The sequence below is a fragment of the Enterobacter sp. 237C8 genome (genome assembly GCF_034106865.1).
Taxonomy (GTDB): Bacteria; Pseudomonadota; Gammaproteobacteria; order Enterobacterales; family Enterobacteriaceae; genus Enterobacter; species Enterobacter asburiae_B.
Genome location: NZ_JAWNDF010000006.1, coordinates 1 through 26,926 on the forward strand (window position 1 = coordinate 1; position 26,926 = coordinate 26,926).

At 56.4% G+C, this 26,926-nt stretch carries 18 protein-coding genes and 1 rRNA gene; 15 read left to right on the top strand and 4 right to left on the bottom strand.

Translation table 11 applies throughout. The annotated features are described in order from the left end of the window. From rrf to USF70_RS16175, 4 genes are all read left to right on the top strand, one after another. Window positions 1–104: ribosomal RNA gene (rrf, locus tag USF70_RS16160) — 5S ribosomal RNA — on the top strand; the annotation flags it as partial. 126 nt (window positions 105–230) lie between these two features. Further along, window positions 231–1,259, top strand: coding sequence for a UDP-N-acetylmuramate dehydrogenase (murB, locus tag USF70_RS16165; protein ID WP_064673664.1), 1,029 nt, complete (start codon window positions 231–233; stop codon window positions 1,257–1,259). Continuing rightward, window positions 1,256–2,218, top strand: coding sequence for a bifunctional biotin--[acetyl-CoA-carboxylase] ligase/biotin operon repressor BirA (gene birA / locus USF70_RS16170; protein WP_320735809.1), 963 nt, complete (start codon window positions 1,256–1,258; stop codon window positions 2,216–2,218). The genes murB and birA overlap by 4 nt, the downstream gene beginning before the upstream one ends. Window positions 2,219–2,234: 16 nt before the next feature. After that, window positions 2,235–3,227 carry a glycosyl hydrolase family 8 gene (locus tag USF70_RS16175; protein ID WP_064673665.1) on the top strand — a complete coding sequence of 331 codons (993 nt, stop codon included), beginning with the start codon at window positions 2,235–2,237 and terminating at the stop codon, window positions 3,225–3,227. Window positions 3,228–3,275: 48 nt separating this feature from the next. Here the strand turns inward: USF70_RS16175 and bcsG are convergent, their stop codons facing one another. The 3 genes from bcsG to bcsE are packed head-to-tail and all read right to left on the bottom strand — an operon-like array spanning window position 3,276 to window position 6,701. After that, window positions 3,276–4,955 carry a cellulose biosynthesis protein BcsG gene (gene bcsG / locus USF70_RS16180; protein ID WP_033146878.1) on the bottom strand — a complete coding sequence of 560 codons (1,680 nt, stop codon included), beginning with the start codon at window positions 4,953–4,955 and terminating at the stop codon, window positions 3,276–3,278. Continuing rightward, the gene (gene bcsF, locus USF70_RS16185) at window positions 4,948–5,145 is read right to left on the bottom strand and encodes a cellulose biosynthesis protein BcsF (protein ID WP_024908822.1); all 198 of its coding nucleotides are present in this window, start codon (window positions 5,143–5,145) and stop codon (window positions 4,948–4,950) included. Before bcsF ends, bcsG begins: the two co-directional genes overlap by 8 nt. Then, on the bottom strand, window positions 5,139–6,701 hold the full coding sequence (gene bcsE / locus USF70_RS16190; RefSeq protein ID WP_033146877.1) for a cellulose biosynthesis c-di-GMP-binding protein BcsE: 1,563 nt from the start codon (window positions 6,699–6,701) through the stop codon (window positions 5,139–5,141). Before bcsE ends, bcsF begins: the two co-directional genes overlap by 7 nt. Before the next feature lie 175 nt (window positions 6,702–6,876). Here bcsE and bcsR point away from each other — a divergent pair, with 175 nt between their 5' ends. The 9 genes from bcsR to USF70_RS16235 all read left to right on the top strand — a co-directional run bounded on the left by bcsR (window position 6,877) and on the right by USF70_RS16235 (window position 22,742). Continuing rightward, on the top strand, window positions 6,877–7,065 hold the full coding sequence (bcsR, locus tag USF70_RS16195) for a cellulose biosynthesis protein BcsR (RefSeq protein ID WP_008503237.1): 189 nt from the start codon (window positions 6,877–6,879) through the stop codon (window positions 7,063–7,065). A gap of 11 nt (window positions 7,066–7,076) precedes the next feature. Next, window positions 7,077–7,829, top strand: coding sequence for a cellulose biosynthesis protein BcsQ (gene bcsQ, locus USF70_RS16200; RefSeq protein ID WP_023333774.1), 753 nt, complete (start codon window positions 7,077–7,079; stop codon window positions 7,827–7,829). After that, on the top strand, window positions 7,826–10,441 hold the full coding sequence (gene bcsA, locus USF70_RS16205) for a UDP-forming cellulose synthase catalytic subunit (protein WP_029740462.1): 2,616 nt from the start codon (window positions 7,826–7,828) through the stop codon (window positions 10,439–10,441). The genes bcsQ and bcsA overlap by 4 nt, the downstream gene beginning before the upstream one ends. 10 nt (window positions 10,442–10,451) lie before the next feature. Next, window positions 10,452–12,872 carry a cellulose biosynthesis cyclic di-GMP-binding regulatory protein BcsB gene (bcsB, locus tag USF70_RS16210; protein WP_143347684.1) on the top strand — a complete coding sequence of 807 codons (2,421 nt, stop codon included), beginning with the start codon at window positions 10,452–10,454 and terminating at the stop codon, window positions 12,870–12,872. A gap of 6 nt (window positions 12,873–12,878) precedes the next feature. Beyond that, window positions 12,879–13,985, top strand: a complete 1,107-nt coding sequence (gene bcsZ / locus USF70_RS16215) for a cellulose synthase complex periplasmic endoglucanase BcsZ (protein WP_320735833.1) — start codon at window positions 12,879–12,881, stop codon at window positions 13,983–13,985. Further along, entirely contained in the window at window positions 13,967–17,449 is a 3,483-nt protein-coding gene (gene bcsC / locus USF70_RS16220; protein ID WP_320735810.1) for a cellulose synthase complex outer membrane protein BcsC, read from the top strand. The genes bcsZ and bcsC overlap by 19 nt, the downstream gene beginning before the upstream one ends. A 119-nt stretch (window positions 17,450–17,568) precedes the next feature. Beyond that, on the top strand, window positions 17,569–19,575 hold the full coding sequence (gene hmsP / locus USF70_RS16225; protein WP_064673669.1) for a biofilm formation regulator HmsP: 2,007 nt from the start codon (window positions 17,569–17,571) through the stop codon (window positions 19,573–19,575). Between the two features lie 159 nt (window positions 19,576–19,734). After that, on the top strand, window positions 19,735–21,021 hold the full coding sequence (locus USF70_RS16230) for a dicarboxylate/amino acid:cation symporter (protein ID WP_023309587.1): 1,287 nt from the start codon (window positions 19,735–19,737) through the stop codon (window positions 21,019–21,021). Window positions 21,022–21,248: 227 nt separating this feature from the next. Continuing rightward, entirely contained in the window at window positions 21,249–22,742 is a 1,494-nt protein-coding gene (locus USF70_RS16235; protein WP_214538964.1) for a M16 family metallopeptidase, read from the top strand. A 57-nt stretch (window positions 22,743–22,799) separates the two neighbouring features. Here USF70_RS16235 and USF70_RS16240 read toward each other — a convergent pair whose 3' ends face one another. Next, complete coding sequence (locus USF70_RS16240; RefSeq protein ID WP_214538963.1) at window positions 22,800–23,729, bottom strand: sugar kinase; 930 nt, start codon at window positions 23,727–23,729, stop codon at window positions 22,800–22,802. A gap of 229 nt (window positions 23,730–23,958) precedes the next feature. Between USF70_RS16240 and pdeH the strand changes: the two genes are divergently transcribed. After that, window positions 23,959–24,732, top strand: a complete 774-nt coding sequence (gene pdeH / locus USF70_RS16245) for a cyclic-guanylate-specific phosphodiesterase (protein WP_039263033.1) — start codon at window positions 23,959–23,961, stop codon at window positions 24,730–24,732. A 65-nt stretch (window positions 24,733–24,797) separates the two neighbouring features. Next, window positions 24,798–26,840, top strand: coding sequence for an AsmA family protein (locus tag USF70_RS16250; RefSeq protein WP_214538962.1), 2,043 nt, complete (start codon window positions 24,798–24,800; stop codon window positions 26,838–26,840). Window positions 26,841–26,926: the final 86 nt, after the last annotated feature.

Consider the following 26,926-nt stretch of genomic DNA (forward strand, 5'->3'; position numbering starts at 1 on the left):
AGCGCGGTGGTCCCACCTGACCCCATGCCGAACTCAGAAGTGAAACGCCGTAGCGCCGATGGTAGTGTGGGGTCTCCCCATGTGAGAGTAGGGAACTGCCAGGCATCAAATAAGTAGAAAGGCCATCCGCAAGGATGGCCTTTTTGCGTTTTTATAGGCTGCACAAACTAATCCCCCAACGCCCTGCTTATACGGTAAACTACCTGCGTTTTTGCATCAGGATAGCGTCTATGAACCACTCCCTTAAGCCCTGGAATACCTTTGGCATTCAACGCAATGCTAAACAAATTGTACGTGCCGATACTGCACAGCAACTGCTGGATGCATGGCAAAGCGCAACTGAAAATAACGAACCCGTACTGATTCTGGGCGAAGGAAGTAATGTCCTGTTTCTCGATGATTTTGCGGGAACGGTGATCGTTAACCGCATCATGGGAATTGATGTGGAAGAGCGTGCCGACAGCTGGCACCTGCACGTGGGGGCCGGAGAAAACTGGCATCATCTGGTGCAATTCACCCTCGAAAAAGGGATGCCGGGCCTGGAAAACCTTGCGCTTATTCCAGGCTGCGCCGGATCGTCACCTATTCAAAACATCGGTGCCTACGGCATCGAACTGAAACATGTCTGTGAATATGTCGACTGCATCGAACTGGCAACCGGAACGGCAAAGCGTTTAACGGCGGAACAGTGCCGGTTTGGCTATCGTGACAGTATCTTCAAGCATGAATATCAGGATCGCTACGTGATTGTTGCCGTGGGCCTGCGTCTGTCGAAGGACTGGCAGCCTGTGTTGACCTACGGGGATTTAACGCGTCTCGATCCGGCTACCGTAACCGCCCGCGACGTTTTTGATTCCGTTTGCCATATGCGGATGACCAAACTTCCCGATCCAAAAGTAAACGGAAACGCAGGAAGCTTCTTCAAAAACCCGGTTATCAGCAGCGAAAATGCAAAAGTCTTTCTTGAAGGATGGCCAGCCGCGCCACGTTATCCTCAGGCTGATGGCAGCGTGAAGCTTGCCGCAGGATGGCTTATCGATCAATGCCAGCTAAAAGGCACTTCAGTAGGCGGTGCTGCCGTTCACCAGCAGCAGGCTCTGGTGCTGATTAATCAGCGCGATGCGACCAGCGATGATGTTGTACAGCTGGCTCATTATGTTCGTCAGCGTGTGGGCGAAAAATTTAACGTCTGGCTGGAGCCAGAAGTTCGCTTCATTGGCTGCACAGGCGAAGTTAATGCCGTGGAGGCTATCGCGTGAAGGACAATACCGTTCCCTTAACCCTGATTAGCATCCTTGCTGACGGCGAGTTTCATTCTGGCGAGCAGCTGGGTGAGCAGCTTGGCATGAGCCGTGCTGCTATCAATAAACATATCCAGACGCTTCGCGACTGGGGTGTTGATGTGTTCACGGTTCCCGGAAAGGGCTACAGCCTGCCGGAGCCGATTCAATTGCTGAATGAAGAAACGATCCGCAGCCAGATCGGACACGGCAATGTTGCGGTGCTGCCGGTGATTGATTCGACGAACCAGTATCTTCTGGATCGTCTGGCTGAGCTGAAATCCGGCGATGCCTGCGTTGCTGAATATCAACAGGCCGGTCGCGGCCGTCGCGGTCGCAAATGGTTTTCGCCATTTGGCGCTAACCTCTATCTGTCCATGTACTGGCGACTCGAGCAGGGCCCGGCCGCTGCCATTGGTCTGAGTCTGGTCATCGGCATCGTCATGGCGGAAGTGCTGCACGATCTGGGGGCGGATAAAGTACGCGTTAAATGGCCTAATGACCTGTATCTCAACGATCGTAAACTTGCCGGCATTCTGGTCGAACTGACGGGAAAAACGGGCGATGCGGCGCAAATCGTCATCGGCGCAGGCCTCAACATGGTGATGCGCAATGTACAAAATGATGTGGTGAATCAGGCCTGGACTAACCTCCAGGAGGCGGGGATCGTCATCGATCGCAACACCCTTGCCGTGCGTATGATTAAAGAGTTGCGCAGTTCACTCACGCTTTTTGAGCAGGAAGGGCTGGCATCGTTCCTGTCTCGTTGGGAAAAGCTGGATAACTTCATCAACCGCCCGGTGAAATTGCTGATTGGTGATAAAGAGATCTACGGAACTTCCCGCGGTATTGACGCACAGGGCGCGCTGCTCCTGGAGCAGGATGGCGTGATCAAACCCTGGATGGGCGGTGAGATTTCACTGCGAAGTGCCGAATAACCGGATCGAGTTAATTATGCGAAAACCCGTCTGCGCAACGCTGGCCGTCATGATGAGTGTGCTGTTTTCGCCTCTCTCTCATGCGGATCGGGCCTGGGAGAGTTACAAGGCCCGCTTTTTCAAACCGGAAGGCCGTATTGTTGATACCGGTAATGGCGGCGTGTCGCATACGGAAGGTCAGGGTTTTGCCATGCTGATGGCGGTGGCCAACGACGATAAAGCCACGTTCGATAAGCTCTGGCAATGGACAGACAGTCGGCTAAAGAACAAAGAAAATGGTCTGTTTTACTGGCGCTATAACCCCGCAGAGTCCAACCCGGTCGCCGACAAAAACAACGCTGCAGATGGCGACGTGCTGATTGCCTGGGCGTTGCTGAAAGCCGACGCCCGCTGGCATGACAAGCGCTACAGCGCCGCATCGGATGCAATTACCAAAGCACTGATTGACCACAGCGTGATCCGCTATGCCGGTTACCGCGTGATGCTGCCCGGCGTCCAGGGGTTTAAGCTTGAGGGTGAAGTCGTCCTTAATCCTTCCTATTTCGTGTTTCCGGCCTGGCAAGCTTTCGCCAGACGCAGCCATTTGCCGGTCTGGCGCGATTTGATTAAGGACGGGAAACGCCTGCTGGGGAAAATGGGCTCGGGTAAAGCGAATCTGCCCACTGATTGGGTTTCACTGGCATCAGGTGGCAAGCTGGCTCCTGCCAAAGGCTGGCCGCCGCGAATGAGCTATGACGCGATTCGTGTTCCGCTGTACGTTGCCTGGTCTGATAAGCAAAGCCCACTGCTGACGCCGTGGAAGGCCTGGTTCGGTCAGTTCCCCCGGGAACAAACGCCCGCCTGGGTTAACGTCGCGACCAACGAATATGCGCCCTACATGATGGAAGGCGGCCTGCTGGCTGTACGTGATTTCACGATGGGGCAGTCTTCCGGTGAACCCGAAATCACCTCTAAAGACGACTACTATTCGGCAAGTCTGAAAATGCTGGTGTGGATCGCCCAGCAATAATGTCGACATTATCCCTCTCCCCGATGGGGAGAGGGAAGTCATACCTTGTTACTGCGGATACGGTACCCAATCCCCGCCGTTCAGGCGAACGTACGGTTTGTTCTGATACTGAATGACGACCGCGTTAGCGTTTTCTGAGACCTCTGCGGTTTGCGGCAGGTTGCTGGTGAGCTGATCCCAGTTCACGCTATCCTCCACAAACAGCTTCCCGTCAACGGCGCGGGCAACCAGCTCTGAGATCGCCAGATAGCTGGTTGGCTGTGTAATCTCAATCGGTGCGCCCTGATGCGGTGCCTTCATACCAAAGAATTTAATGCCGGCAGGCACGTTGGTGATGGACGGGCTTGGGATATCACGCAGACCCGACACCTGCATTCTGTCACCTTTCAGCGCACCACCGTGCTCAGGTACCACAACCACCATCACTTTACGGCCTGATTTTTCCAGCTCCGTGAAGAACGCGTCCAGCTCGTCAAAGAACTTCTGCGCACGCACTTTATAATCAGCCGTTTTGCTCACGCCCGGGAAATGGTTACCGTCGTGGAGCGGCAGGGTGTTAAAGAACGTCGCGCTGCGTGGATTGCTGTCTTTTTCGATGGTCTGCAGCCAGCGCTGCAGGACGGCAGTATCGTCATAAACGGGCGAACCGTCGAAGCCGAGCAGAGAGACGGGAAGACCGGTTTGATCCATCAGCGGTGCCTGCATGCCGCCCTGTTCGCGCACCTCTTTCAGGAAGTTACCGAACTGGCCGTTATGCCCCAGCATCAGGTGCTGCGTAAAGCCCAGCTTTGCGAGGTTATCGAACAGATAACACTGGTTGCCGGCGGGTTGATACAGGTTTTTATGCGATGTCTGACCACAGCTTGCACGCAGCAGGCGGATCGCCGCCGGGCCGCTGTACGAGGTGGCAGAGTTGAAATCTTTAAACTGAATATCGAAGTGTGACCACAGCGGATGAGACATCAAACCGGCGGCGTCCACGTCGGCCCAGGAGAGAGAGCAGATGTTGATCACCAGCAGTTCAAACGGCTGAGCATCCGCCGGCAGCGCGTCCGGGAATTTAGTCTGTCGCTTGTCTTCCGCGGTATAGAAACTGGAGAGCCAGGCGTTCAGGTTTGTAGAAGTAGGCGGTGCGGTCTGGGTTGGGATATCGCCCACCACAGGCGTATCGCCTGCCGTTGTGACGGTTGCCGCCGCGCTTCCCCCTGTGGTGGTCACCGTGGTGGTCGGTTGACCAGCAGGCCACAGCGAAAAGTTCGGCCCAGCCAGCGTCAGCACGTTAAGCCAGATCATAATCGCGACGACAAACACCGTGACGCGGATCCACTGTGACAGGAACAGCCAGGCAACCAGCAGCACAAATACCGCGCCAATCATCTGCCAGTTAATAAAACGCTCGGTCAGATCGAGGACATAGCTGGCGCTAAAGCCCGCCACCTGCGACCCCTGGCTCATAATGCTGTCCGGCCCCGGTAGCCAGGTATCATGCCAGAACAGCGCAAAGCCGACAGGTATAGCGACCCAGTGGCGCAAGCGATGTAACCTGATATTCGGCAGCGGCATCAGCAGGAAGGCCATAAACACGAGGTTTAGAAGGGGATGGAAATTCAGATAGCCTGCCCACAGCAGGCCAAACTTCACCAGAAAGTAGAAGTTCCAGCCGGAAAGGCCGCGCCAGTATTGCCAGAGCGGCGAGGGTGACGAAGCGGTATAGGTAGAATTAGTCATGTTTTCGGTCTGCCTTGACGTGTGATGCCCGTGTCAGTGTTCCGGCTGGTTTTACATAGCGAGGTTTAATAAACAGCACTCTGGCCGTATCACGGATACGGCGGATGGAATGGCGCGCATAGTAGCCAAGCGGGAAAAAGATCAGCGCACAGAATATAACCAGTTGAATGATATCGCTGATGTTCATGATGATGCGTTCTCCGCGTTGTCTGTTAATAAGCGAAGGGGTTCCGGAACTCGACGCCAGACGTGTCCATCATGCCTGGCATTGAGGATCGGTTTGGCATCGCTCTTGATAGCGAGCGGCTTAACCCATTGTTCAGGCTGGAGCGCACGCATCTGCACCAGCTCCGCGCTAATCGTATTATCTTCGAACCAAATCATACGGTTCGAGAAAATATCCCCTGTAGGCAGAGGGAAGATGTGGTTAAGCGCCGTATCGAGATCGTTTACCCGGCAGAAGGACAAAAACAGCACCAGGCGATTGTCGCCAATGGTCATGATGTCCCCTGTACGGTTCGGGCGACATAAGGTGAGAGCCTGTTCAACGCGAATACCCGGTACAGGACGCAGAGCAACCATGACCCCTTTTCCGTCAGCAGGAAGAAGCGTGTTGTTCATCATGTTGCCCACGGCGTCGCAGAAGGTATCCCATTTTTGGTACCCACGCAGCTTCATCGGCTGCGTCATGGAGAGCAGCGTGGAAATATCTTCCGGTACGTGGCGGCTAAACTGCTGGCCCTGAACGCTTTCGATAAGCGTCAGGCAGCGTGACAACGGCGCATTCCATGGAATAACCATATTGGCGCCGCAGCCCAGAAGCAGGCGCTCATCGGTGGCGCGCAGGCTGGTATTATTTTCGCGCACGATGATTTTCAACGCACTGCCGCGCTGGCGGCGTAAGGTGTGGATTTGTCGTGCCAGCGTCTCAATCTGGTTATTCTGCATCAGCGAGAAAATAAGGGTTGCCGCCTGGGTTGTGCGGGCTTCATGGAAAAGGGCTTCGTTAGAATCAAACAATGTCCAGTTTTCCGACAGGGCGGGTGCCCCCTCTAAAACCGCGATATGGCTCAGGATGCGTTTTTCATCACTGCGCGGCTGCACCACGGTTTCTTCCTGCTGCGCCAGGTGCCACTCGCCCTCAATATGTTTCAGCGTAAGCTGTTGCCTGGCGCTCACGCCTTTTTCATTACACCAGAATGCAATATCGTAGAGATAGCTGCCTGCCTGGTCACGAATGCTTGCCAGACCGAACAGGGAGCGATATTCGCCCATTAAAAGTGAGAACAGCTTGTCATTATTACTGCCGGGATTGACTATCAATAGCGTGCAATTTTGAAATTTTGCCCATTTATTGATTTTTTCCAGCCAGGGCAGCAGTTTTTCAGCGGGCATATTTTGCAGGACGTTATTTGCGCATTTCAGAATCACAAAATAGTGATCCGGATCAATAGAGCACTGAACGTCGCGGGACAAAAAGTATAGACTATCGGCTTCCGATGTCATGGAAAATAATCGCACCGTCTGGGGGCCGCGACCACTTTCAAGCGTAATAATTTTCTTCGGATCTTCGCCCATGCTAATGACGGCCACGCGGGAATCCTTATCCTGAGCAGCAATTGTCTGGTTTACCAGACTGATAGCATCTTCATTACGGTCCGTATTAATCCACCAGACTCCTCCGACTGGCATGTGGCTCAATTCGTCCCATAATGACTGGATGCCAATAGAAAATATGGAGTCCACGGTGTCCCTCTTTTCGTCTAATTTATCTGTATCTCAGTTTACTAGCGAAAGCGTAGAAATAAACCTAACATTGAAATTAAAGAACATCAGATTTAGCATGTAAATGAAATTTGTCAGGGCAGGAAGCCCCGCAACTTCTTTAGCGTGCGATTTTCCTTAAAGGGATGGAAAAAGAATGGATAATAACGAACCTGGAACCCCAGTCGACTCGACTCTGGGTTACACATTCCAAAACGATTTTCTGGCGCTGACGCAGGCCTTTTCTTTACCTGAAATAGATTACACCGATATTTCCCAGCGGGAACAGTTGGCCGCGGCTATTAAACGCTGGCCGTTATTAGCTGAATTCGCCCATCAACAATAAGGGAGCCATTGATGGCCATACTCGGATTACAGGGTGTCCGTGGCGGTGTGGGTACCACATCAGTTACCGCGGCGCTGGCGTGGTCATTACAGCTTTTAGGTGAATCGGTGCTGGTTATTGACGCCTGCGCCGATAATTTGTTGCGTATGTCGTTTAACGTCGACTTTTCTCGTGAAGAGGGCTGGGCCCGCGCGCTGCTTGATGATAAAGACTGGCAGGATGCGGGGATGCGCTATACCTCCCAGCTTGATCTGCTGCCGTTTGGGCAACTGACCACCACGGAACGCGAGAATGAAGCCGCGTATCAGCGCCTGTTTTCGCAGTTCACGCTGGCGCTGCAAACCCTGAAAGAAAAGGGGCACTACAAGTGGATCCTGCTGGATCTGCCGCACGGCGCCGGCACGCTCACTCGACAGCTTATCGCCCAGTGCGATCATATACTTTCCATCGTCAACGTCGATGCGAACTGCCATATCCGCCTGCATCAGCAGGGGCTGCCTCAGAACGCTCACCTTCTGATTAACGATTTGCGCATTGGCAGCCAGATCCAGGACGATCTGTATCAGGTCTGGCTGCAAAGCCAGCGCCGTCTGCTTCCCATTGTCATCCATCGTGATGAGGGGATGGCGGAATGCCTAGCGTCTAAGCAACCGCTCGGCGAATACCGCAGCGATTCACTGGCGGCAGAAGAGATCCTGACGCTGGCTAACTGGTGTCTGCTGAACTTCGCCAACAGGGCGGAGCATGCAGGGAGTTCTGTATGAGTCGTCTCGCCAGCTGGTTACTCATCCCACCGGTCAGTTCGCGTTTGAGCGAACATTACCGGCATTTCCGCCGGCACGGTGCTTCGGCATTTAGCGCCGCGCTCGGCTGCTTCTGGATGATTCTGGCCTGGATGTTTATTCCACTCGAACACCCGCGCTGGCAGCGCATACGTGCCCGGCACAGTGAGCTATATCCGCATATTAATCCCAACCGGCCGCGTCCTTTGGATCCGGCGCGCTATCTCATTCAGGCCATCTGGCTGGTGGTCACGTCATCCCGCTCAGAGAAAATAACGCCGCACTGGCGCAGCTTCTCCCGGGTTCAGCAGTTACGTGAGCGCTACCACCAGTGGCTGGACAGACTGCCCAACAGCGTAAGCGATAAGACCAGCCATCTGGATAACCATAAAGAGCTCGGGCATCTTCACCCGGGCCTGCGGCGTTTTATCCTCGGCGTGATCGTCGTGTTCTCGCTCATTCTGGCGCTGGTCTGTATTACGCAGCCTTTCAATCCTCTGGCGCAGTTCACCTTCCTGATCCTGCTGTGGGGCGTGGCGCTGCTGGTCCGCCGTATTCCGGGCCGCTTCTCGGCGCTGATGCTGATTGTGTTGTCGTTGACCGTCTCCTGTCGCTACATCTGGTGGCGTTATACCTCAACCCTGAACTGGGACGACCCGGTCAGCCTGGTGTGCGGCCTGGTGCTGCTGTTTGCCGAAACCTACGCCTGGATCGTACTGGTGTTGGGCTATTTCCAGGTTATTTGGCCGCTCAACCGCCAGCCGGTTCCGCTGCCAAAAGACACCGCGCAGTGGCCGTCTGTTGATCTCTTTGTACCGACCTACAACGAAGATCTGAGCGTGGTGAAAAACACCATTTATGCTGCGCTGGGCATCGACTGGCCGAAAGACAAGCTCAAGGTCTGGATCCTGGATGACGGCAACCGTCCGGCGTTCCGCCAGTTCGCAGAGGAGGTCGGCGTCGAGTACATCGCTCGTCCGACTCACGAACATGCGAAAGCCGGGAACATCAACAACGCGTTGAAGTATGCCACAGGGGAGTTTGTCTCGATCTTTGACTGTGACCACGTGCCGACGCGCTCGTTCCTGCAGATGACCATGGGCTGGTTCCTGAAGGAGAAAGAGCTGGCGATGATGCAGACGCCGCACCACTTCTTCTCGCCGGATCCGTTTGAACGTAACCTTGGCCGCTTCCGCAAAACCCCGAACGAAGGCACCCTGTTTTATGGCCTGGTGCAGGACGGAAACGACATGTGGGATGCCACCTTCTTCTGCGGCTCCTGTGCGGTTATCCGCCGTAAGCCGCTGGATGAAATTGGCGGTATCGCCGTCGAAACGGTCACTGAAGATGCGCATACCTCTTTGCGCCTGCACCGTCGTGGCTATACCTCGGCGTATATGCGTATTCCGCAGGCCGCCGGTCTGGCAACGGAGTCACTGTCGGCGCACATTGGTCAGCGTATTCGCTGGGCGCGCGGCATGGTGCAGATTTTCCGTCTCGATAACCCACTGATTGGGAAAGGGCTCAAGCTGGCGCAACGTCTCTGCTACGTCAACGCCATGTTCCACTTCTTATCCGGTATCCCGCGGCTGATCTTCCTGACCGCGCCGCTGGCGTTCCTGCTCCTTCACGCTTATATCATTTACGCCCCGGCGCTGATGATTGCGCTGTTTGTTCTGCCGCACATGATCCACGCGAGCCTGACGAACTCGAAGATACAGGGTAAATACCGCCATTCCTTCTGGAGTGAAATCTACGAAACGGTGCTAGCCTGGTATATCGCGCCGCCGACGATGGTGGCGCTGATTAACCCGCACAAAGGGAAATTTAACGTCACCGCCAAGGGCGGCCTGGTTGAAGAGGAGTACGTCGACTGGGTCATCTCCCGTCCGTATATCTTCCTGGTATTGCTGAATATCGTTGGCGTCATCGCCGGTATCTGGCGTTACTTCTACGGCCCGGAAAACGAAATCCTGACCGTCTTTGTGAGTATGGCCTGGGTCTTCTACAACCTGATTATCCTTGGCGGCGCGGTGGCGGTGTCGGTGGAGAGTAAACAGGTTCGTCGTGCGCATCGCGTTGAAATCTGCATGCCTGCGGCGATCGCCCGTGAAGATGGCCATCTCTTCTCCTGTACCGTGCACGACTTCTCTGACGGTGGCCTGGGAATCAAAATCAACGGCCAGGCGAAGGTGCTGGAAGGCCAGAAAGTTAACCTGCTGCTTAAGCGCGGTCAGCAGGAGTATGTCTTCCCGACGCAGGTTGTGCGCGTGGCGGGCAATGAAGTCGGTTTGCAGCTGATGCCGTTGACCAAAAAGCAACATATCGATTTTGTGCAGTGTACGTTTGCCCGCGCGGATACGTGGGCTCTCTGGCAGGACAGCTTCCCGGAAGATAAACCTCTGGAAAGCCTGCTGGATATTCTGAAGCTGGGGTTCCGTGGCTATCGTCACCTTGCAGAATTCGCCCCGTCGTCGGTGAAATTAATTTTCCGGTCACTTACTTCGCTGGTTTCCTGGGTCGTGTCGTTCATTCCTCGTCGTCCTGAGCGGGATGAGGCGAAGCAGGCGGACCCGGTTATGGCTCAACAATGATGATAACGCGATGAAAACAAAACTTTCCTGGTTATGTGCAGTGGCAATGGGGATGAATGTCCTCCCCGCAACAATGGCTAACGCAGCTCCCGGTAACGCAGCGGCAACGCCTGCGCCAACGGTACCTGTCGTCGCGCAAGCAACCGATCCGGTTGTCACCGCGGCACCTGGTCAAACAGAAAATATCATGCCGAACCAGCCAACGGAGGGGAACACCCTGCCGGCAGACGGCCAGGTCATCGGGCAGGTGATGCCGGGCGTCCGGGGGGCGAATGCGCCTGTCGTTGCGGACAATGCGCCGTCACGGGACGTGAAGCTGACCTTCGCGCAAATTGCACCGCCTCCGGGCAGTATGGTGCTGCGCGGCATCAACCCTAACGGCGGCATTGAGTTTGGCATGCGCAGCGATGAGGTCGTCTCCAATGCGGTGCTGAACCTGGAATATACGCCGTCGCCATCTCTGCTGCCGACGCAGTCTCAGCTGAAGGTCTACCTGAATGATGAGCTGATGGACGTACTGCCGGTCACCAAAGAGCAGCTTGGCAAGAAAACCCAGGCGCAGGTGCCGATCAACCCGCTGTTCATCACCGACTTTAACCGTATCCGTCTGGAATTTGTCGGTCACTACCGCGATGTCTGCGAAAACCCTGCCAGCAACACGCTGTGGATGGACGTCGGGCGTAACTCCTCGCTGCAGATGACCTACCAGTCGCTGGCGCTGAAAAACGATCTCTCGGCATTCCCGGTTCCGTTCTTCGATCCGCGTGATAACCGTCCGCTCACGCTGCCGATGGTGTTTGCATCATCCCCGGACGTGACCGAGCAGCTGGCGGCCACCATTGTGGCGTCCTGGTTTGGTTCACGTGCTGGCTGGCGTGGACAGAGCTTCCCGGCGATGTATGACAAACTGCCGGACAGAAATGCCATTGTGTTTGCGACCAACGCGAAACGCCCGGCCTTCCTGCGCGATCATCCGGACGTCAAAGCGCCGACCGTTGAGATGATAAGCCACCCGGAAAACCCGTACGTGAAGCTGCTGGTGGTGTTTGGCCGTGATGATAAAGATCTGGTGCAGGCAGCAAAAGCGATTGCCCAGGGCAACGTCCTTTTCCGTGGCAACAGCGTTGTAGTGGATGAGGTCAAACCGCTGCTGGCGCGTAAACCTTATGATGCGCCAAACTGGGTGCGTACCGACCGTGCGGTGACATTTGGCGAGCTGAAAACCTATGAAGAACAGCTGCAGGCGACGGGGCTTGAGCCAGCGCCGATTAGCCTGTCACTGAATCTGCCGCCGGATCTGTATCTGCTGCGTACCAACGGCATTGATATCAATCTGAACTACCGTTATACCGCGCCAGCGACCAAAGACAGCTCGCGCATGGATATCAGCCTGAACAACCAGTTCCTGCAGTCGTTCAGCCTGCAAAGCACGCAGGATACTAACCGCCTGATGCTTCGCCTGCCGGTGTTGCAGGGGCTGCTGGACGGTAAAACGGATGTCTCCATCCCGGCACTGAAGCTGGGTGCGATAAACCAGCTGCGCTTTGACTTCCAGTACATGAACCCGATGCCTGGCGGCTCGGCGGAAAACTGCATCACCTTCCAGCCCGTACAGAACCACGTCGTGATTGGCGATGAGTCGACCATCGACTTCTCGAAGTACTATCACTTCCTGGCGATGCCGGATCTGCGCGCCTTTGCTAACGCGGGCTTCCCGTTCAGCCGCATGGCCGATCTCTCTGAATCCATCGTTGTGATGCCAAAAGCGCCAAGCGAAGGGCAGGTCACGACCCTGCTGGATACCATGGCGACCGTTGGGGGACAGACGGGATTACCGGCGATTAACGTCACGTTGACGGACGATGGCAGCCAGATCCAGAACAAAGATGCTGACATCATGGTGATCGGTACCATTCCGGATAAGCTGAAGGATGACAAACGTATCGATCTGCTGGTGAAAGCGGCCCAGTCCTGGGTTAACACGCCGCTGCGTCAGACCGAGTTCCCGAGCATTATGCCGGATATGAACGACCGTCAGGCCAGCGCGCAGACGACGGTAACGTCTCCGGGGGCAATGGCCGCGGTGGTGGGCTTCCAGTCACCTTACAACGAACAGCGTAGCGTGGTGGCTCTTCTGGCGGACAGCCCGCGCGGGTATGAACTGCTCAATACGGCCATGAACGACAGCGGTAAACGTGCCGCGATGTTTGGATCCGTGTCGGTGATCCGTGAGTCCGGCGTCAATAGCCTGCGCGTGGGCGACGTGTACTACGTGGGCCATCTGCCGTGGTTCGAACGCCTGTGGTATGCGCTGGCTAACCATCCGGTTCTGCTCGCCATCCTGGCGGCGGTCAGCGTGGTCTTGCTGGCATGGGTACTGTGGCGTCTGCTGCGTATCATCAGCCGTCGTCGCCTGAACCCGGATGAGTAAGATGTGATGAAAGCCTTTCGCTGGTGTGCATTAGCAGCGTTGATGCTGGCGGCGCTTCCTCTTCGCGCCGCCTGTACCTGGCCTGCCTGGGAGCAGTTTAAAAAGGATTATATCAGTGAGGGCGGGCGTGTCGTTGATCCCAGCGACACGCGCAAAATTACGACCTCTGAAGGGCAAAGCTACGCCTTGTTCTTTGCCCTTGCGGCGAACGATCGCAGCGCGTTTGACCAGCTGCTGACCTGGACGCGCGATAATCTTGCCAGCGGCAATCTCAACGACCATCTGCCCGCCTGGCTATGGGGCCAGAAAGATAAAGAGACGTGGGCGGTGATTGATACCAACTCCGCCTCTGACGCCGATGTCTGGATCACCTGGTCTCTGCTCGAAGCGGGCCGGTTATGGAAACATCCGGACTATACCCGCACGGGTAAGGCGCTGCTGAAACGCATTGTCAGTGAGGAAGTGGTGAAAGTGCCGGGGCTCGGCGCAATGCTGCTTCCCGGTAAAGTCGGTTTTGCCGATGAAAACGTCTGGCGTTTTAACCCCAGCTATCTTCCTCCGCAGTTAGCGAGTTATTTCACGCGCTTTGGTCCCCCGTGGACCCAGCTTCGTGAAACCAATCAGCGTCTGCTGCTGGAGAGCGCGCCGAAAGGGTTTTCGCCGGACTGGGTTCAGTATCAGAAAAACAAAGGCTGGCGGTTACAGCAGGATAAATCGCTGGTGGGCGGCTACGACGCCATCCGCGTTTATCTCTGGGTGGGAATGATGAGTGATAAAGATCCTCAGAAAGCCCGGCTGCTGACGCGCTTTCAGCCGATGGCGGCAAAGACAATGAAACGGGGTGTGCCGCCGGAGAAAGTGGATGTGGCGACGGGTAAACGCACCGGGAATGGCCCGGTCGGGTTCTCTGCCGCCATGCTGCCGTTTTTACAACAACGTGATGCCCAGGCGGTTCAGCGCCAGCGCGTTGCGGACCATTTTCCCGATAACAATGCCTATTACAGCTACGTGCTGACTCTCTTTGGGCAAGGATGGGATCAGCATCGTTTTCGCTTCACCGCAAAAGGTGAATTAATACCGGATTGGGGCCAGGAATGCGCAAGTTCACAGTAAATCTACTCACTTTATCGCTTGGCCTGGCACTGATGCCGATGGCTGAAGCCGCTAACTCTCCGCAGCAGAAACAGCTGCTGGAACAGGTTCGGCTGGGCGAATCGACACAGCGTGAGGATTTGGTTCGTCAGTCGCTTTACCGTCTTGAGCTGATTGACCCGAACAACCCTGACGTCATTGCCGCACGCTTTCGCTACCTGCTGCGCCAGGGCGATAACGCCGGTGCGCAAAAAGAGCTGGATCGTCTGAAAGGGATTGCGCCGGGCTCGAGTGCATACCAGTCATCACGCAACACGATGCTGCTGTCCACGCCGGATGGCCGCCAGCAGCTCCAGCAGGCGCGTTTGCTCGCCACCACGGGACACACGCAGGAGGCGATTGCAGCCTATGACAAGCTGTTTGACGGCAACCCGCCGGGCGGCGACGTGGCGACGGAATACTGGAACGTCGTGGCGAAAGACCCCGCTCGCCGGAATGCGGCCATTAACCAGCTCAAGAAAATCAACACCAGCAGCCCCGGAAATACACAGCTGCAGGCGACGCTGTCCCAGCTTTTGTTCCAGAGCGGACGCCGTGACGAAGGCTTTGCGGTATTGCAGGATATGGCTAAATCGACCAACGGGCGCAGCCAGGCGTCTGATATGTGGTATGACCAAATCAAAGGCCAGCCTGCCAGCAGCGCCAGCGTCAGTGCGCTGCAAAAATACCTGAGCGTATTCAGTGACGGCGATAGCGTCGCGGCGGCGCGTGCCCAGCTCGAAGAACAGCAAAAACAGCTCGCTGACCCGGCGTTCCGCGCGAAAGCGGAAGGGCTGGCGGCGGTGGATGCCGGGCAGGGAAGTAAGGCGGTCGCGGAACTGCAAAAAGCCGTCAGCGCCAACCATGCCGACAGTGAAGCGGTAGGTGCCCTTGGCCAGGCTTATTCCCAGAAAGGCGACCGCGCCCGCGCGGTGGCGCAGTTTGAAAAGGCGATTGCCCTCGATCCCCAGAGCGATAACCGGGGTAAATGGGACAGTCTGCTGAAGGTCAACCGCTACTGGCTGCTGATCCAGCAGGGCGATGCGGCCCTGAAGGCGAATAACCCTGCGCAGGCGGAGCGTTACTATCAGCAGGCGCGCAGTATCGACAATACCGACAGTTATGCCGTGCTGGGGCTGGGCGATGCCGCCGCGGCGCGTAAAGATAATGACGCGGCGGAACGTTACTATCGCCAGGCGCTGCGTATGGACAGCGGCAACAGCAATGCGGTCCGCGGCCTGGCTAATATTTACCGCGCGCAGTCCCCGGAGAAGGCCTCGCAGTTTATCCAGTCTCTCTCCGCCAGCCAGCGCCGGAGCATTGATGATATTGAACGCAGTCTGACCAACGAGCAGCTCTCCGCTCAGGCAGAACAGCTGGAAAATCAGGGAAAATACGCCCAGGCGGCAGAGATTCAGCGCCGTCGTCTGGCGCTCTCTCCCGGCGACGTTTGGATAACCTATCGTCTCTCGCGCGATCTCTACAGCGCGGGTCAGCGCAGCCAGGCGGATACCCTTATGCGTCAGCTTGCCAGCCAGAAACCGACCGATCCGGATCAGGTGTACGCCAGCGGGCTCTATCTTTCCGGCAACGATCAGGACCGCGCCGCGCTGGCGCATCTGGACACGCTGCCGCGCAGCCGGTGGAACGGCAATATTCAGGAGCTTGCCGACCGCCTGCAAAGCAATCAGGTGCTGGAAACCGCCAACCGTCTGCGCGACAGCGGAAAAGAGCAGGAGGCGGAAAACCTTCTGCGTCAGCAGCCGACCTCCACCCGCATCGACCTGACGCTGGCTGACTGGGCGCAGCAGCGTGGCGATCTGGCGTCGGCGAAAACGACGTATAACGCCGTTCTGCAGCGTGAACCGCAGAACGAAGACGCGATCCTCGGCCTGACCGAGATTTACAGCGCGCAGGGCGACAAAGATGCCGCGCGCGCAGAGTTGGCGAAACTGCCCGCCGCGCAAAACGGCCAGCCGCTGTCGCTCAACATGCAGCGCCGGATCGCGATGGCGCAGGCAGGTCTGGGCGATTCCGCTGCCGCAGAACAGACCTTCAACAAAATCATTCCGCAGGCTAAATCGCAGCCCGGCTCCATGGAAAACGCGCTGGTGTTACGTGATGCCGCGCGTTTCCAGGCGCAAAACGGTCAGCCTCAGCAGGCGCTGGAAACCTATAAAGACGCGATGGTGTCGACGGGCATCACCACGACGCGTCCGGCCGACAACGACAGTTTCACCCGTCTGACGCGCAACGATGAAAAAGACGACTGGCTGAAGCGCGGCGTGCGCAGTGATGCCGGTGACTTGTACCGTCAGCAGGATGTTAACGTCACGCTGCAGCACGACTACTGGGGCTCCAGCGGCACGGGTGGCTATTCTGACCTGAAAGCGCACACTACCATGCTGCAGGTGGATGCCCCGCTCTCTGACGGGCGCATGTTCTTCAGAAGCGATCTGGTCAACATGGACGCCGGTTCATTTGATAACAATAACGGGACCTACGATCCAAAATGGGGGACCTGCTACGAAACGCCGTGTAGCGGCAACACCCATCAGTCCGACAATGGCGCAAGCGTCGCCGTCGGCTGGCAGAATAAAACCTGGGCGATGGATATTGGCACCACGCCAATGGGCTTTGACGTCGTCGACGTGGTGGGCGGCATCAGCTACAGCAGCGATCTGGGGCCCATCGGCTATACCGTTAACGCCCATCGCCGCCCCATCTCCAGCTCTCTGCTGGCGTTCGCCGGGCAAAAAGATACCAACACCGGCACAACCTGGGGCGGCGTACGTGCCACCGGTGGCGGCGTAAGCATGAGCTATGACAAAGGGGAAGCGAACGGCGTCTGGTCAAGCCTGAACGCGGAAACGCTGACGGGTAAAAATGTGGAAGATAACTGGCGCGTCCGCTGGATGACGGGTTACTACTACAAGCTCATTAATAAAAACAACGAGCGCCTGACGGTCGGCGTCTCCAATATGCTCTGGCACTACGACAAAGACCTGAGCGGTTATACCCTGGGTCAGGGCGGCTACTACAGCCCGCAGGAGTATGTCTCCTTCGCACTGCCGGTGACCTGGCGTAAACGCACGGAGAACTGGTCCTGGGAGCTGGGCGGCTCGGTGTCCTGGTCTCACTCGAAAACCAAAGACGAACTGCGCTACCCGATCCAGAATCTGATCCCGACCGATGAGCCAGACCGCTATACCGACCGGGGCGTGATGGAAACCGGCAGCAGCTCCTCTGGCACGGGTTATACCGCGCGGGCCATTATCGAACGCCGCGTAACGTCCAACTGGTTTGTGGGCATGGGCGTGGATATTCAGGAAGCGAAAGACTATACCCCAAGCCATGCGCTGATCTATGTGCGTTACTCTGCTGCAGGCTGGCAGGGCGATATGGACTTACCGCCGCAGCCGCTCATCCCTTACGCGGACTGGTAATCGGATTATCCTTAATCCATTTGTAAGTCTCTCTTAATAGCGCGGCAATCGGGTATACTCAGGCGCGCCAGGTTTACACCCTGGCGCGCCCTGCGCTTCGAGTTTTGTGGAGAGTCATTTTGCGTGTCAGCCGTTCCTTAACAATCAAACAGATGGCGATGGTTTCTGCCGTCACCGTGCTGTTTGTACTGCTCTTCTGCGTAATTTTGCTGTTTCATTCCGTACAGCAGAATCGCTATAACACGGCTTCGCAGTTAGAAAGTATCGCGCGATCGGTGCGCGGCCCGCTCTCTGCCGCTATCCTGAAAGGGGATATTCCCGAAGCGGAAACCATTTTAAAACGCATTCAGCCTGCCGGCGTCGTTAGCCGCGCCGATGTGGTCTTGCCCAATCAGTTTCAGGCGCTGCGGATGAGCTTTATCCCGGAGCGTCCCGTCCCGATGATGGTGATGCGTCTGTTTGAACTGCCGGTGCAGATTTCGCTGCCCGTTTATTCGCTTGAACGCCCTGCCAATCCGCAGCCGCTGGCCTACCTGGTATTACAGGCGGATTCCTACCGCATGTATAAATTCGTCATGAGCTGGGTGGTTACGTTAGTGACCACTTGCTTACTTATGACGCTTATTCTCAGCGTGGCGCTTACCTGGTGCATTAACCGGCTGATTGTTCATCCGCTACGCCGTATCGCCCGCGAGCTGAATACGCTTGCGCCGCAGGATCAGATGGGGCATCAGCTTGAGCTGCCGCGTCTGCATCATGACGATGAGATAGGCATGCTGGTGCGCAGCTACAACCTCAACCAGCAGCGCATTCAGCGCCAGCAGGATGAGTTAAACAGCAGCGCCACGCGCTTCCCGGTGTCGGAGCTTCCCAATAAAGCCTTCCTGATGGCGATGCTGGAGCAGACCGTTGCCCGTCAGCAAACCACGGCGCTGATGGTTATCGCCTGTGAAACCCTGCAGGATACGGCTGGCGTGCTCAGGGAGAGCCAGCGCGAAATGCTGCTGCTGACCCTGGTGGAAAAAGTGAAGTCTGTCCTTGCCCCGCGCATGGTGCTGACCCAGGTCAGCGGTTACGACCTTGTGGTGATTGCCAACGGCGTAAAAGAGCCCTGGCATGCGATCACTTTAGGTCAGCAAGTACTCACTGTCATTAATGAGCGGTTGCCCATTCAGGGTATCCAGCTTCGTCCAAGCGCCAGTATCGGTATTGCGATGTACTATGGCGATTTAACGGCAGAGCAGCTTTATCATCGCGCGTTCTCGGCGGCGTTCACCGCCCGGCGCAAAGGGAAAAATCAGATCCAGTTCTTCGCGCCGGAAGAGATGGAAAAGGCGCAGCAGCGCCTGACGGAAGAGAGCGACATCCTGACCGCGCTGGATAACCGCCAGTTTGCCCTCTGGCTACAGCCGCAGGTGAATTTGCTGACGGGAGAAGTGAAAAGCGCCGAGGCACTGCTGCGCGTGCAGCAGCCGGATGGTTCATGGGAGCTGCCGGAAGGGCTGATTGAGCGCATTGAGTCCTGTGGCCTGATGGTTACCGTCGGCTACTGGGTGCTGGAGGAGTCCTGCCGTCAGCTTGCCGCCTGGCAGGAGCGCGGCGTGACGCTGCCGCTGTCGGTCAATTTGTCTGCCCTGCAGCTTATGCACCCGACCATGGTTTCAGAGATGCTGGAGCTGATCCATCGTTACCGAATCAAGCCTGATACGTTAACTCTGGAAGTGACGGAGAGCCGACGCATCGACGATCCTAATCAGGCAGTCGCAATTCTGAAACCGCTGCGTAATGCCGGCATTCGCATTGCGCTGGACGATTTTGGTATGGGATACGCCGGGCTGCGTCAGCTTCAGCACATGAAAACCCTTCCGGTGGATGTGCTCAAAATTGATAAAGCGTTTGTCGACGGTCTGCCTGGCGACAGCAGCATGGTTCAGGCGATTATCCAGATGGCGCGCAGCCTCAACCTGCATCTTATTGCCGAGGGGATTGAAACCGAAGCGCAACGCGCATGGCTGGCAGAGGCGGGCGTGGAGAGCGGACAAGGCTTCCTTTTTGCCCCTGCTGTTCCTTCGGATGTCTTTGAAGAACGATACCTTTCTGGTGCTGACAATAACGCAAAAGTGTAATTTTGTTGCTGGCTTGTGCGAGCCAGCTCAAAATTCTTAACATTTGTGTTTCAAATTTGAACTGAGTTTATTTCTGTCCTGTTATGTGGGTGTTATTTTAAAGCCGCAGGTTAACCATAACCTTACAAAGCCTGTGGTTTTTCTTCCCAAGGACACCTTATGAAAACCTCACTCTTCAAAAGTCTTTATTTCCAGGTCCTGACAGCCATCGCCATCGGTATTCTGCTGGGTCACTATTACCCTGAGCTGGGCGCGCAAATGAAACCGCTTGGCGACGCGTTCGTTAAGCTCATCAAAATGGTCATCGCGCCGGTGATCTTCTGTACGGTAGTAACGGGCATCGCTGGCATGGAAAGCATGAAGGCGGTCGGCCGTACCGGTGCAGTGGCGCTTCTCTATTTTGAAGTGGTCAGTACCCTTGCGCTGATTATCGGTCTGATCATCGTCAACGTGGTGCAGCCGGGCGCGGGGATGAACGTAGACCCGTCAACGCTGGATGCCAAAGCGGTCGCGGTATATGCCGAGCAGGCGAAGGATCAGGGTGTGGTGGCCTTCCTGCTGGACGTGATTCCGGGCAGCGTCATTGGCGCGTTCGCCAGCGGAAACATCCTGCAGGTTCTGCTGTTCGCCGTGATGTTTGGCTTTGCTCTGCACCGTCTGGGCAGCAAAGGCCAGCTTATCTTTAATGTGATCGAAAGCTTCTCCCAGGTGATTTTCGGCATCATCAATATGATCATGCGCCTGGCGCCGATCGGTGCTTTCGGCGCGATGGCCTTCACCATCGGTAAGTATGGCGTCGGTACGCTGGTGCAGCTGGGTCAGCTGATTATCTGCTTCTATATCACCTGTATCCTTTTCGTGGTCGTGGTGCTGGGCTCCATCGCCCGCGCGACGGGTTTCAACATCTTCAAATTTATCCGTTACATCCGCGAAGAGCTGCTGATCGTTCTGGGGACCTCCTCTTCAGAATCCGCGCTGCCGCGTATGCTCGACAAGATGGAAAAGCTGGGGTGCCGTAAATCGGTGGTCGGGCTGGTGATCCCGACGGGCTACTCCTTCAACCTGGACGGCACCTCGATATACCTGACGATGGCGGCCGTGTTTATCGCTCAGGCGACCAACAGCCATATGGATATTTTCCATCAGATTACCCTGCTGGTGGTGCTCCTGCTCTCCTCTAAAGGCGCGGCAGGCGTTACGGGCAGTGGCTTTATCGTGCTGGCTGCTACTATTTCCGCTGTGGGTCACCTGCCGGTGGCGGGTCTGGCGTTGATTCTCGGTATCGACCGCTTCATGTCAGAGGCGCGTGCGTTAACCAACCTGGTGGGTAACGGCGTGGCGACGGTGGTGGTGGCGAAATGGGTGAAAGAGCTGGATCACAAAAAGCTCGACGATACTCTGAATAACCGTTCAACTGACAGCAAAAATCCTGGCTTAACCTCTTAATCTTGTCACAAATGCCCGTATTCCCTTGTCGGGATGCGGGCTCCTGCGCATAATAACTGTTCGTACCTGTCATAATTCGACAAGATTTTTTTTGGGTATATTTCACTTCTGACCGTGACGTTTTGCCGAACGCGCGGTCTAATCGACGTGTTTTCATCGTCATCTTTAAGAGTGAAGCGCGTCGCGAAACACTCTTTTTTAACCAGGAATGTTGATCAGGGGTTCACATGCAGGGCACAAAAATTCGACTCTTAACCGGCGGTTTGCTGATGATGGCAGCAGCCAGTTATGTGCAGGCAGATGCGCTCCAGCCAGACCCGGCCTGGCAACAAGGGACATTAGCGAACGGTTTTCAGTGGCAGGTTTTAGCCACTCCGCAACGTCCCAGTGACCGTGTAGAAATCCGTCTGTCCATTAATACCGGTTCCCTCGCGGAAAGCACTCAGCAAACCGGTTTTAGCCATTTTATTCCCCGGCTGGCGCTCACGCAGAGCGGCAGCCTGCAAGCGGTTCAGGTGCGTTCGCTTTGGCAGCAGGCCATCGATCCGAAACGCCCGCTCCCTCCGGCTGTGGTCTCGTATGACTACACCATGTTTAACCTGAGCCTGCCAAATAACCGTAACGACCTGCTTAAAGAAGCGCTTACGTATCTCTCCGATGCCTCTGGCAATCTGGCGATTACGCCGGACACCGTCAACTATGCGCTGAGCAACAGCGACATGGTGGCGACCTGGCCCGGGGATACCAAAGAGGGCTGGTGGCGTTACCGCCTGAAGGGCTCGACGCTGCTGGGACATGACCCGGCCGAACCGCTGAAACAGCCGGTGGACGCCGAACAGGTAAAATCGTTCTACCAGAAGTGGTACACCCCGGATGCGATGACGCTGATCGTGGTGGGTAACGTGGACAGCCGCGCGGTGGTGGAGCAGATCAACAAAGCGTTTGGTGATTTGAAAGGCAAGCGTGAAACGCCAGCCCCTGTCCCGACGCTCTCTCCGTTGCGTGCAGAGCCTGTCAGCATTATGACGGACGCCGTGCGTCAGGATCGCCTCTCCGTCATGTGGGATAACGCCTGGCAGCCAATCCGCGAGTCCGCGGCGATGTTACGCTACTGGCGTGCCGATCTGGCGCGTGAAGCGCTGTTCTGGCACGTTCAGCAGACGCTGAGCAAGAACAACGTGAAGAATATCGGTCTTGGCTTTGACTGCCGCGTGCTGTTCCAGCGTGCACAGTGTGCCATCAACGTTGAGTCGCCGGGCGATAAGTTGAATGCCAATCTGGGCGTGGTCGCAAAAGAGCTGGCAAAAGTGCGTAAAGAGGGGCTTTCCGAAGAGGAATTCAACGCTCTCGTGGCGCAGAAAAAACTCGAGCTGCAGAAGCTGTTTGCGACCTACGCTCGCGCCGATACCGACATTCTGATCAGCCAGCGTATTCGTTCCCTGCAGAATCAGGTGGTGGACATTGCGCCGGAACAGTACCAGAAACTGCGTCAGGAATTCCTGAACGGTCTGACCGTCGAGATGCTCAATCAGGACCTCCGTCAGCAGCTGTCGCAGGAGATGGCGTTGATCCTCCTGCAACCGAAGGGCGAGCCGGAATATGACATGAAGGAACTTCAGAAGACCTGGGATTCCATTATGGCTACCGCGCCGCAGCCAGCGCAGGCCGCCACGGCTGATGATTTACATCCGGACGCGACGGATATTCCGCAGGGGCAGTAATGCTTCAACATTCCCTCTCCCTGTGGGAGAGGGTGAGGGCATCAGCCCGCACCCTCCTTAAACAGGCATCGCCTCACGCGGAATAATCGCCCCGCGATACTGAATCACCGTGCTGGCCGTCAGGTGACCACGCTGTGCCGCCGCTTCCGGCGTTCCACCCGTCAGCCGTACCGCCAGATATCCCGCGCTGAATGAATCACCGGCCGCCGTGGTATCAATCACTTTCTCTTTGGCAAGCTTCACCGCCGGAACGTCAACCAGCGCTTCGCCCGCCACCGCGACCAGGCACGAATCCGCCCCGCGCTTAATCACCACTTCGCTCACGCCTGCCGCCTGCGTGCGTGCAATCACGTCCTCTACCGGTTTCTCACCCCACAGAGCGTTTTCATCGTCGAGCGTGAGGAAGGCGATGTCGGTGCACTGCAGCATCTGCTGATAGACCTGCTGCGTCTCTTCGCGGCTGGCCCACAGGCGCGGGCGGTAGTTGTTATCGAAAATAACCTTGCCGCCGTTTGCACGGCATTCGCGCAGCAGCGAGAGCAGTTTTTCACGGCTGGTAGGGCTCAGGATCGCCAGGCTAATCCCGCTCAGATAGAGGTAATCAAAGGTCGCCAGCTCTTCGCAGATGGCCGCGGCCGCGTCGCTCTCCAGCCAGAATTTGGCCGCGGCTTCGTTACGCCAGTAATAAAACGTGCGTTCGCCGGTGCTGTCGGTTTCGATGTAATAAAGCCCCGGGAGGCGGTTCTCCATACGCTGAATCAGCGACGTTTCGACATGTTCACTCTGCCAGGCCTCCAGCATTTGCTGGCTGAAGCTGTCCGTACCCAGGGCGGTCACGTAGTTCACGGTGAGCGCCTCAGGCGCGACCTGACGGGCAATATAAACGGACGTGTTTAACGTATCGCCACCAAATCCGCGGCTGACTTCCGCGCCTTTTTGTGACAGCTCAATCATGCATTCGCCAATCACGGCAATTTTTTTGGACATAGTCGTGAACCTGAACAGAAGAATTATCAGCAGTGTGCGCTGAGTGAATTAACCGGTCAACTATATTAAAACAACGTTCCATTATTTTATTTGAGCCAGCGCGTGTTCCCGCGCATTTCTGTCATCTTAATTTCATTTTCCCGGTGAATTGAACATAAAGTTCTCAATTGTCGCGCCGATAATCCTGTGACGAGTCCAGAAAGGCTATCCCAACAACAGGACATCTGAAATGAAGTCAGAGCAGGTTATCCAGCGGCTGAGCACTACGCCTGAGGCAAGTATTGAGAACTTGCAGGAGCATCGCTACTGGCTGCAATGTGAGCGTGCGTACACCTATCAGCCGATCTACCGAACAGATGGTCGACTGATGGCAATTGAAATTTTGACCGTCGTTACGCATCCCTCAAACCCTACTCAGCGCATCGCGCCGGATCGCTATTTTGCCGAAGTTGCCGTTCGCCAGCGTCTGGACGTGCTGGAAGAACAGCTTCGTATGCTGGCAACGAAGCAGTCCTTTTTCGAACGGCACGATATCCTCGCCTCGGTGAACGTCGATGGTCCAACCCTGCTGGCGCTGCGTCAGAACGCAAAATTGCAGGAGCTGATCGCCACCCTGCCGTGGATGCGCTTTGAGCTGGTGGAGCATGTCCGCCTGCCGCAGGATTCCTCGTTTGCGTCGATATGCGAATACGGCCCGCTGTGGCTGGATGACTTTGGCACCGGCATGGCGAACTTCTCCGCCCTGAGTGAGGTGCGCTACGACTACATCAAAGTGGCCCGCGACCTGTTCATTATGCTGCGTCAGACCCCGGAAGGGCGGAATCTGTTTACGCTGTTATTACAGCTGATGAACCGCTATTGCCAGGGCGTGATTGTTGAAGGTGTGGAAACACTGGAAGAGTGGCGTGATGTGCAAAACTCCCCCGCAGCGGCGGCGCAAGGCTATTATCTCTCCCGCCCGGTACCCATGGATCGCCTCGATAGCGTTATAACGACCCTCTGATAAGCCCGCTTCCCTTTGTCTGGACTATAGTTTTACAGGACAGGTCATCAGGAAAGGGGATAAAAATGACGAGAACAACCAGGGTAATCTCCTGGACAGCAGGGATTTTCTTGTTGTTGATCGTGGTCGTCGCCATCATTATTGCGACGTTTGACTGGAACCGTCTCAAGCCGACCATCAACCAGAAAGTCTCAACCGAACTGAACCGCCCCTTCGCCATACGCGGCGATTTAGGGGTGGTATGGGAGCGTCAGAAAGAGGAGCCCGGCTGGCGAAGCTGGATCCCCTGGCCTCACGTCCATGCCGACGACATCATTCTCGGCAACCCGCCGGATATCCCGGACGTCACCATGATCCACCTGCCGCGCGTTGAAGCCACGCTGGCTCCGCTGGCGCTCCTCACCAAAACGGTTTATCTGCCGTGGATCAAACTTCAGCAGCCCGATGCGCGCCTGATCCGACTCTCAGAAAAAAACAACAACTGGACGTTTAACCTTGCCAGCGACAGCGAAAAAGATCCGAATGCCCAGCCTTCTTCCTGGTCATTCCGTCTCGACAATATTCTTTTCGATCGCGGACGGATCGCCATAGACGATAAGGTCAGCAAGGCGGATGTGGAGATCCTCGTCGATCCGCTGGGCAAACCGCTGCCGTTTAGCGAAGTCACGGGCACGAAAGCAAAAGGCGACGCGGCAAGCGTAGGTGACTATGTCTTCGGCCTGACGGCAAAAGGACGCTACAACGATCGGCCTCTCAGTGGTAAAGGGAAAATAGGCGGCATGCTGGCGCTGCGGAGCGAAGGCACGCCGTTCCCGGTGCAGGCGGACTTCCGTTCCGGTAACACCCGCGTGGCGTTCGTGGGCACGGTCAACGATCCGATGAATATGGGCGGCGTCGACCTTCAGCTCAAATTTGCCGGCGATTCTCTGGGCGAGCTGTATGAACTCACCGGCGTGCTGCTGCCGGATACCCCGCCGTTCGAAACGGACGGGCATCTGGTCGCCAAAATCGATACCGAAAAATCGTCCGTTTTTGACTACCGGGACTTCAACGGCCGTATCGGCGACAGCGACATCCACGGCACGCTGACCTACACCACCGGAAAACCGCGCCCGAAACTGGAAGGGGATGTTGAGTCCCGTCAGCTGCGTCTGGCCGATCTTGGTCCGCTGATTGGCGTGGACTCGGGTAAAGGTACCAGGTCGAAAGAGGTCAAAAAGGATGTTCAGCCTGCGGGCAAAGTGCTGCCATACGATCGTTTCGAAACAGACAAATGGAACGTGATGGATGCGGATGTGCGCTTCAAAGGCGGAAAAATTGAACATGGCAGTACGCTGCCGATCAGCAATCTTTCGACCCATATTCTCCTCAAAAATGCCGACCTGCGCCTGCAGCCGCTGAAGTTCGGCATGGCGGGCGGGACGATTTCCTCGAACATTCATCTGGAAGGCGATAAGAAGCCGATGCAGGGACGGGCGGAGATCCAGGCGCGTCGATTGAAGCTGAAAGAGCTGATGCCGAACGTAGAGCTGATGCAGAAAACCCTCGGTGAAATGAACGGTGATGCCGACATTCGCGGCGTGGGGAACTCGGTGGCGGCGCTGCTGGGCAGCGGCAATGGTAACCTGAAGCTGCTGATGAACGACGGGCTGGTCAGCCGCAACCTGATGGAGATCCTGGGGCTGAACGTCGGTAACTACGTCATCGGGCAAATTTTTGGTGATGACGAGGTGCGGGTGAACTGCGCGGCGGCCAATCTGGATCTGGTTAACGGCGTGGCGCGTCCGCAGATATTTGCCTTCGACACGGAAAACGCGGTGATTAACGTGACCGGGACCGCCAGCATGGCCTCGGAGCAGCTTGATTTGACGATTGACCCGGAAAGTAAGGGGATCCGCATCATCACCCTGCGCTCGCCGCTTTACGTGCGCGGAACCTTCAAAAACCCGCAGGCGGGCGTGAAGCCCGGACCGCTGATTGCGCGCGGTGCGGTGGCTGCGGCCCTGGCGACGCTGGTCACCCCGGCCGCAGCGCTGCTGGCGTTGATTTCGCCGTCAGAAGGCGAGGCCAATCAGTGCCGGACTATTTTGTCGCAGATGAAGAAGTAAGGTGCGGCCTGTTTTTGCCGGGTGGCGCTGCGCTTACCCGGCCTACATTTGAATCGTAGGCCGGGTAAGGCGTAGCCGCCACCCGG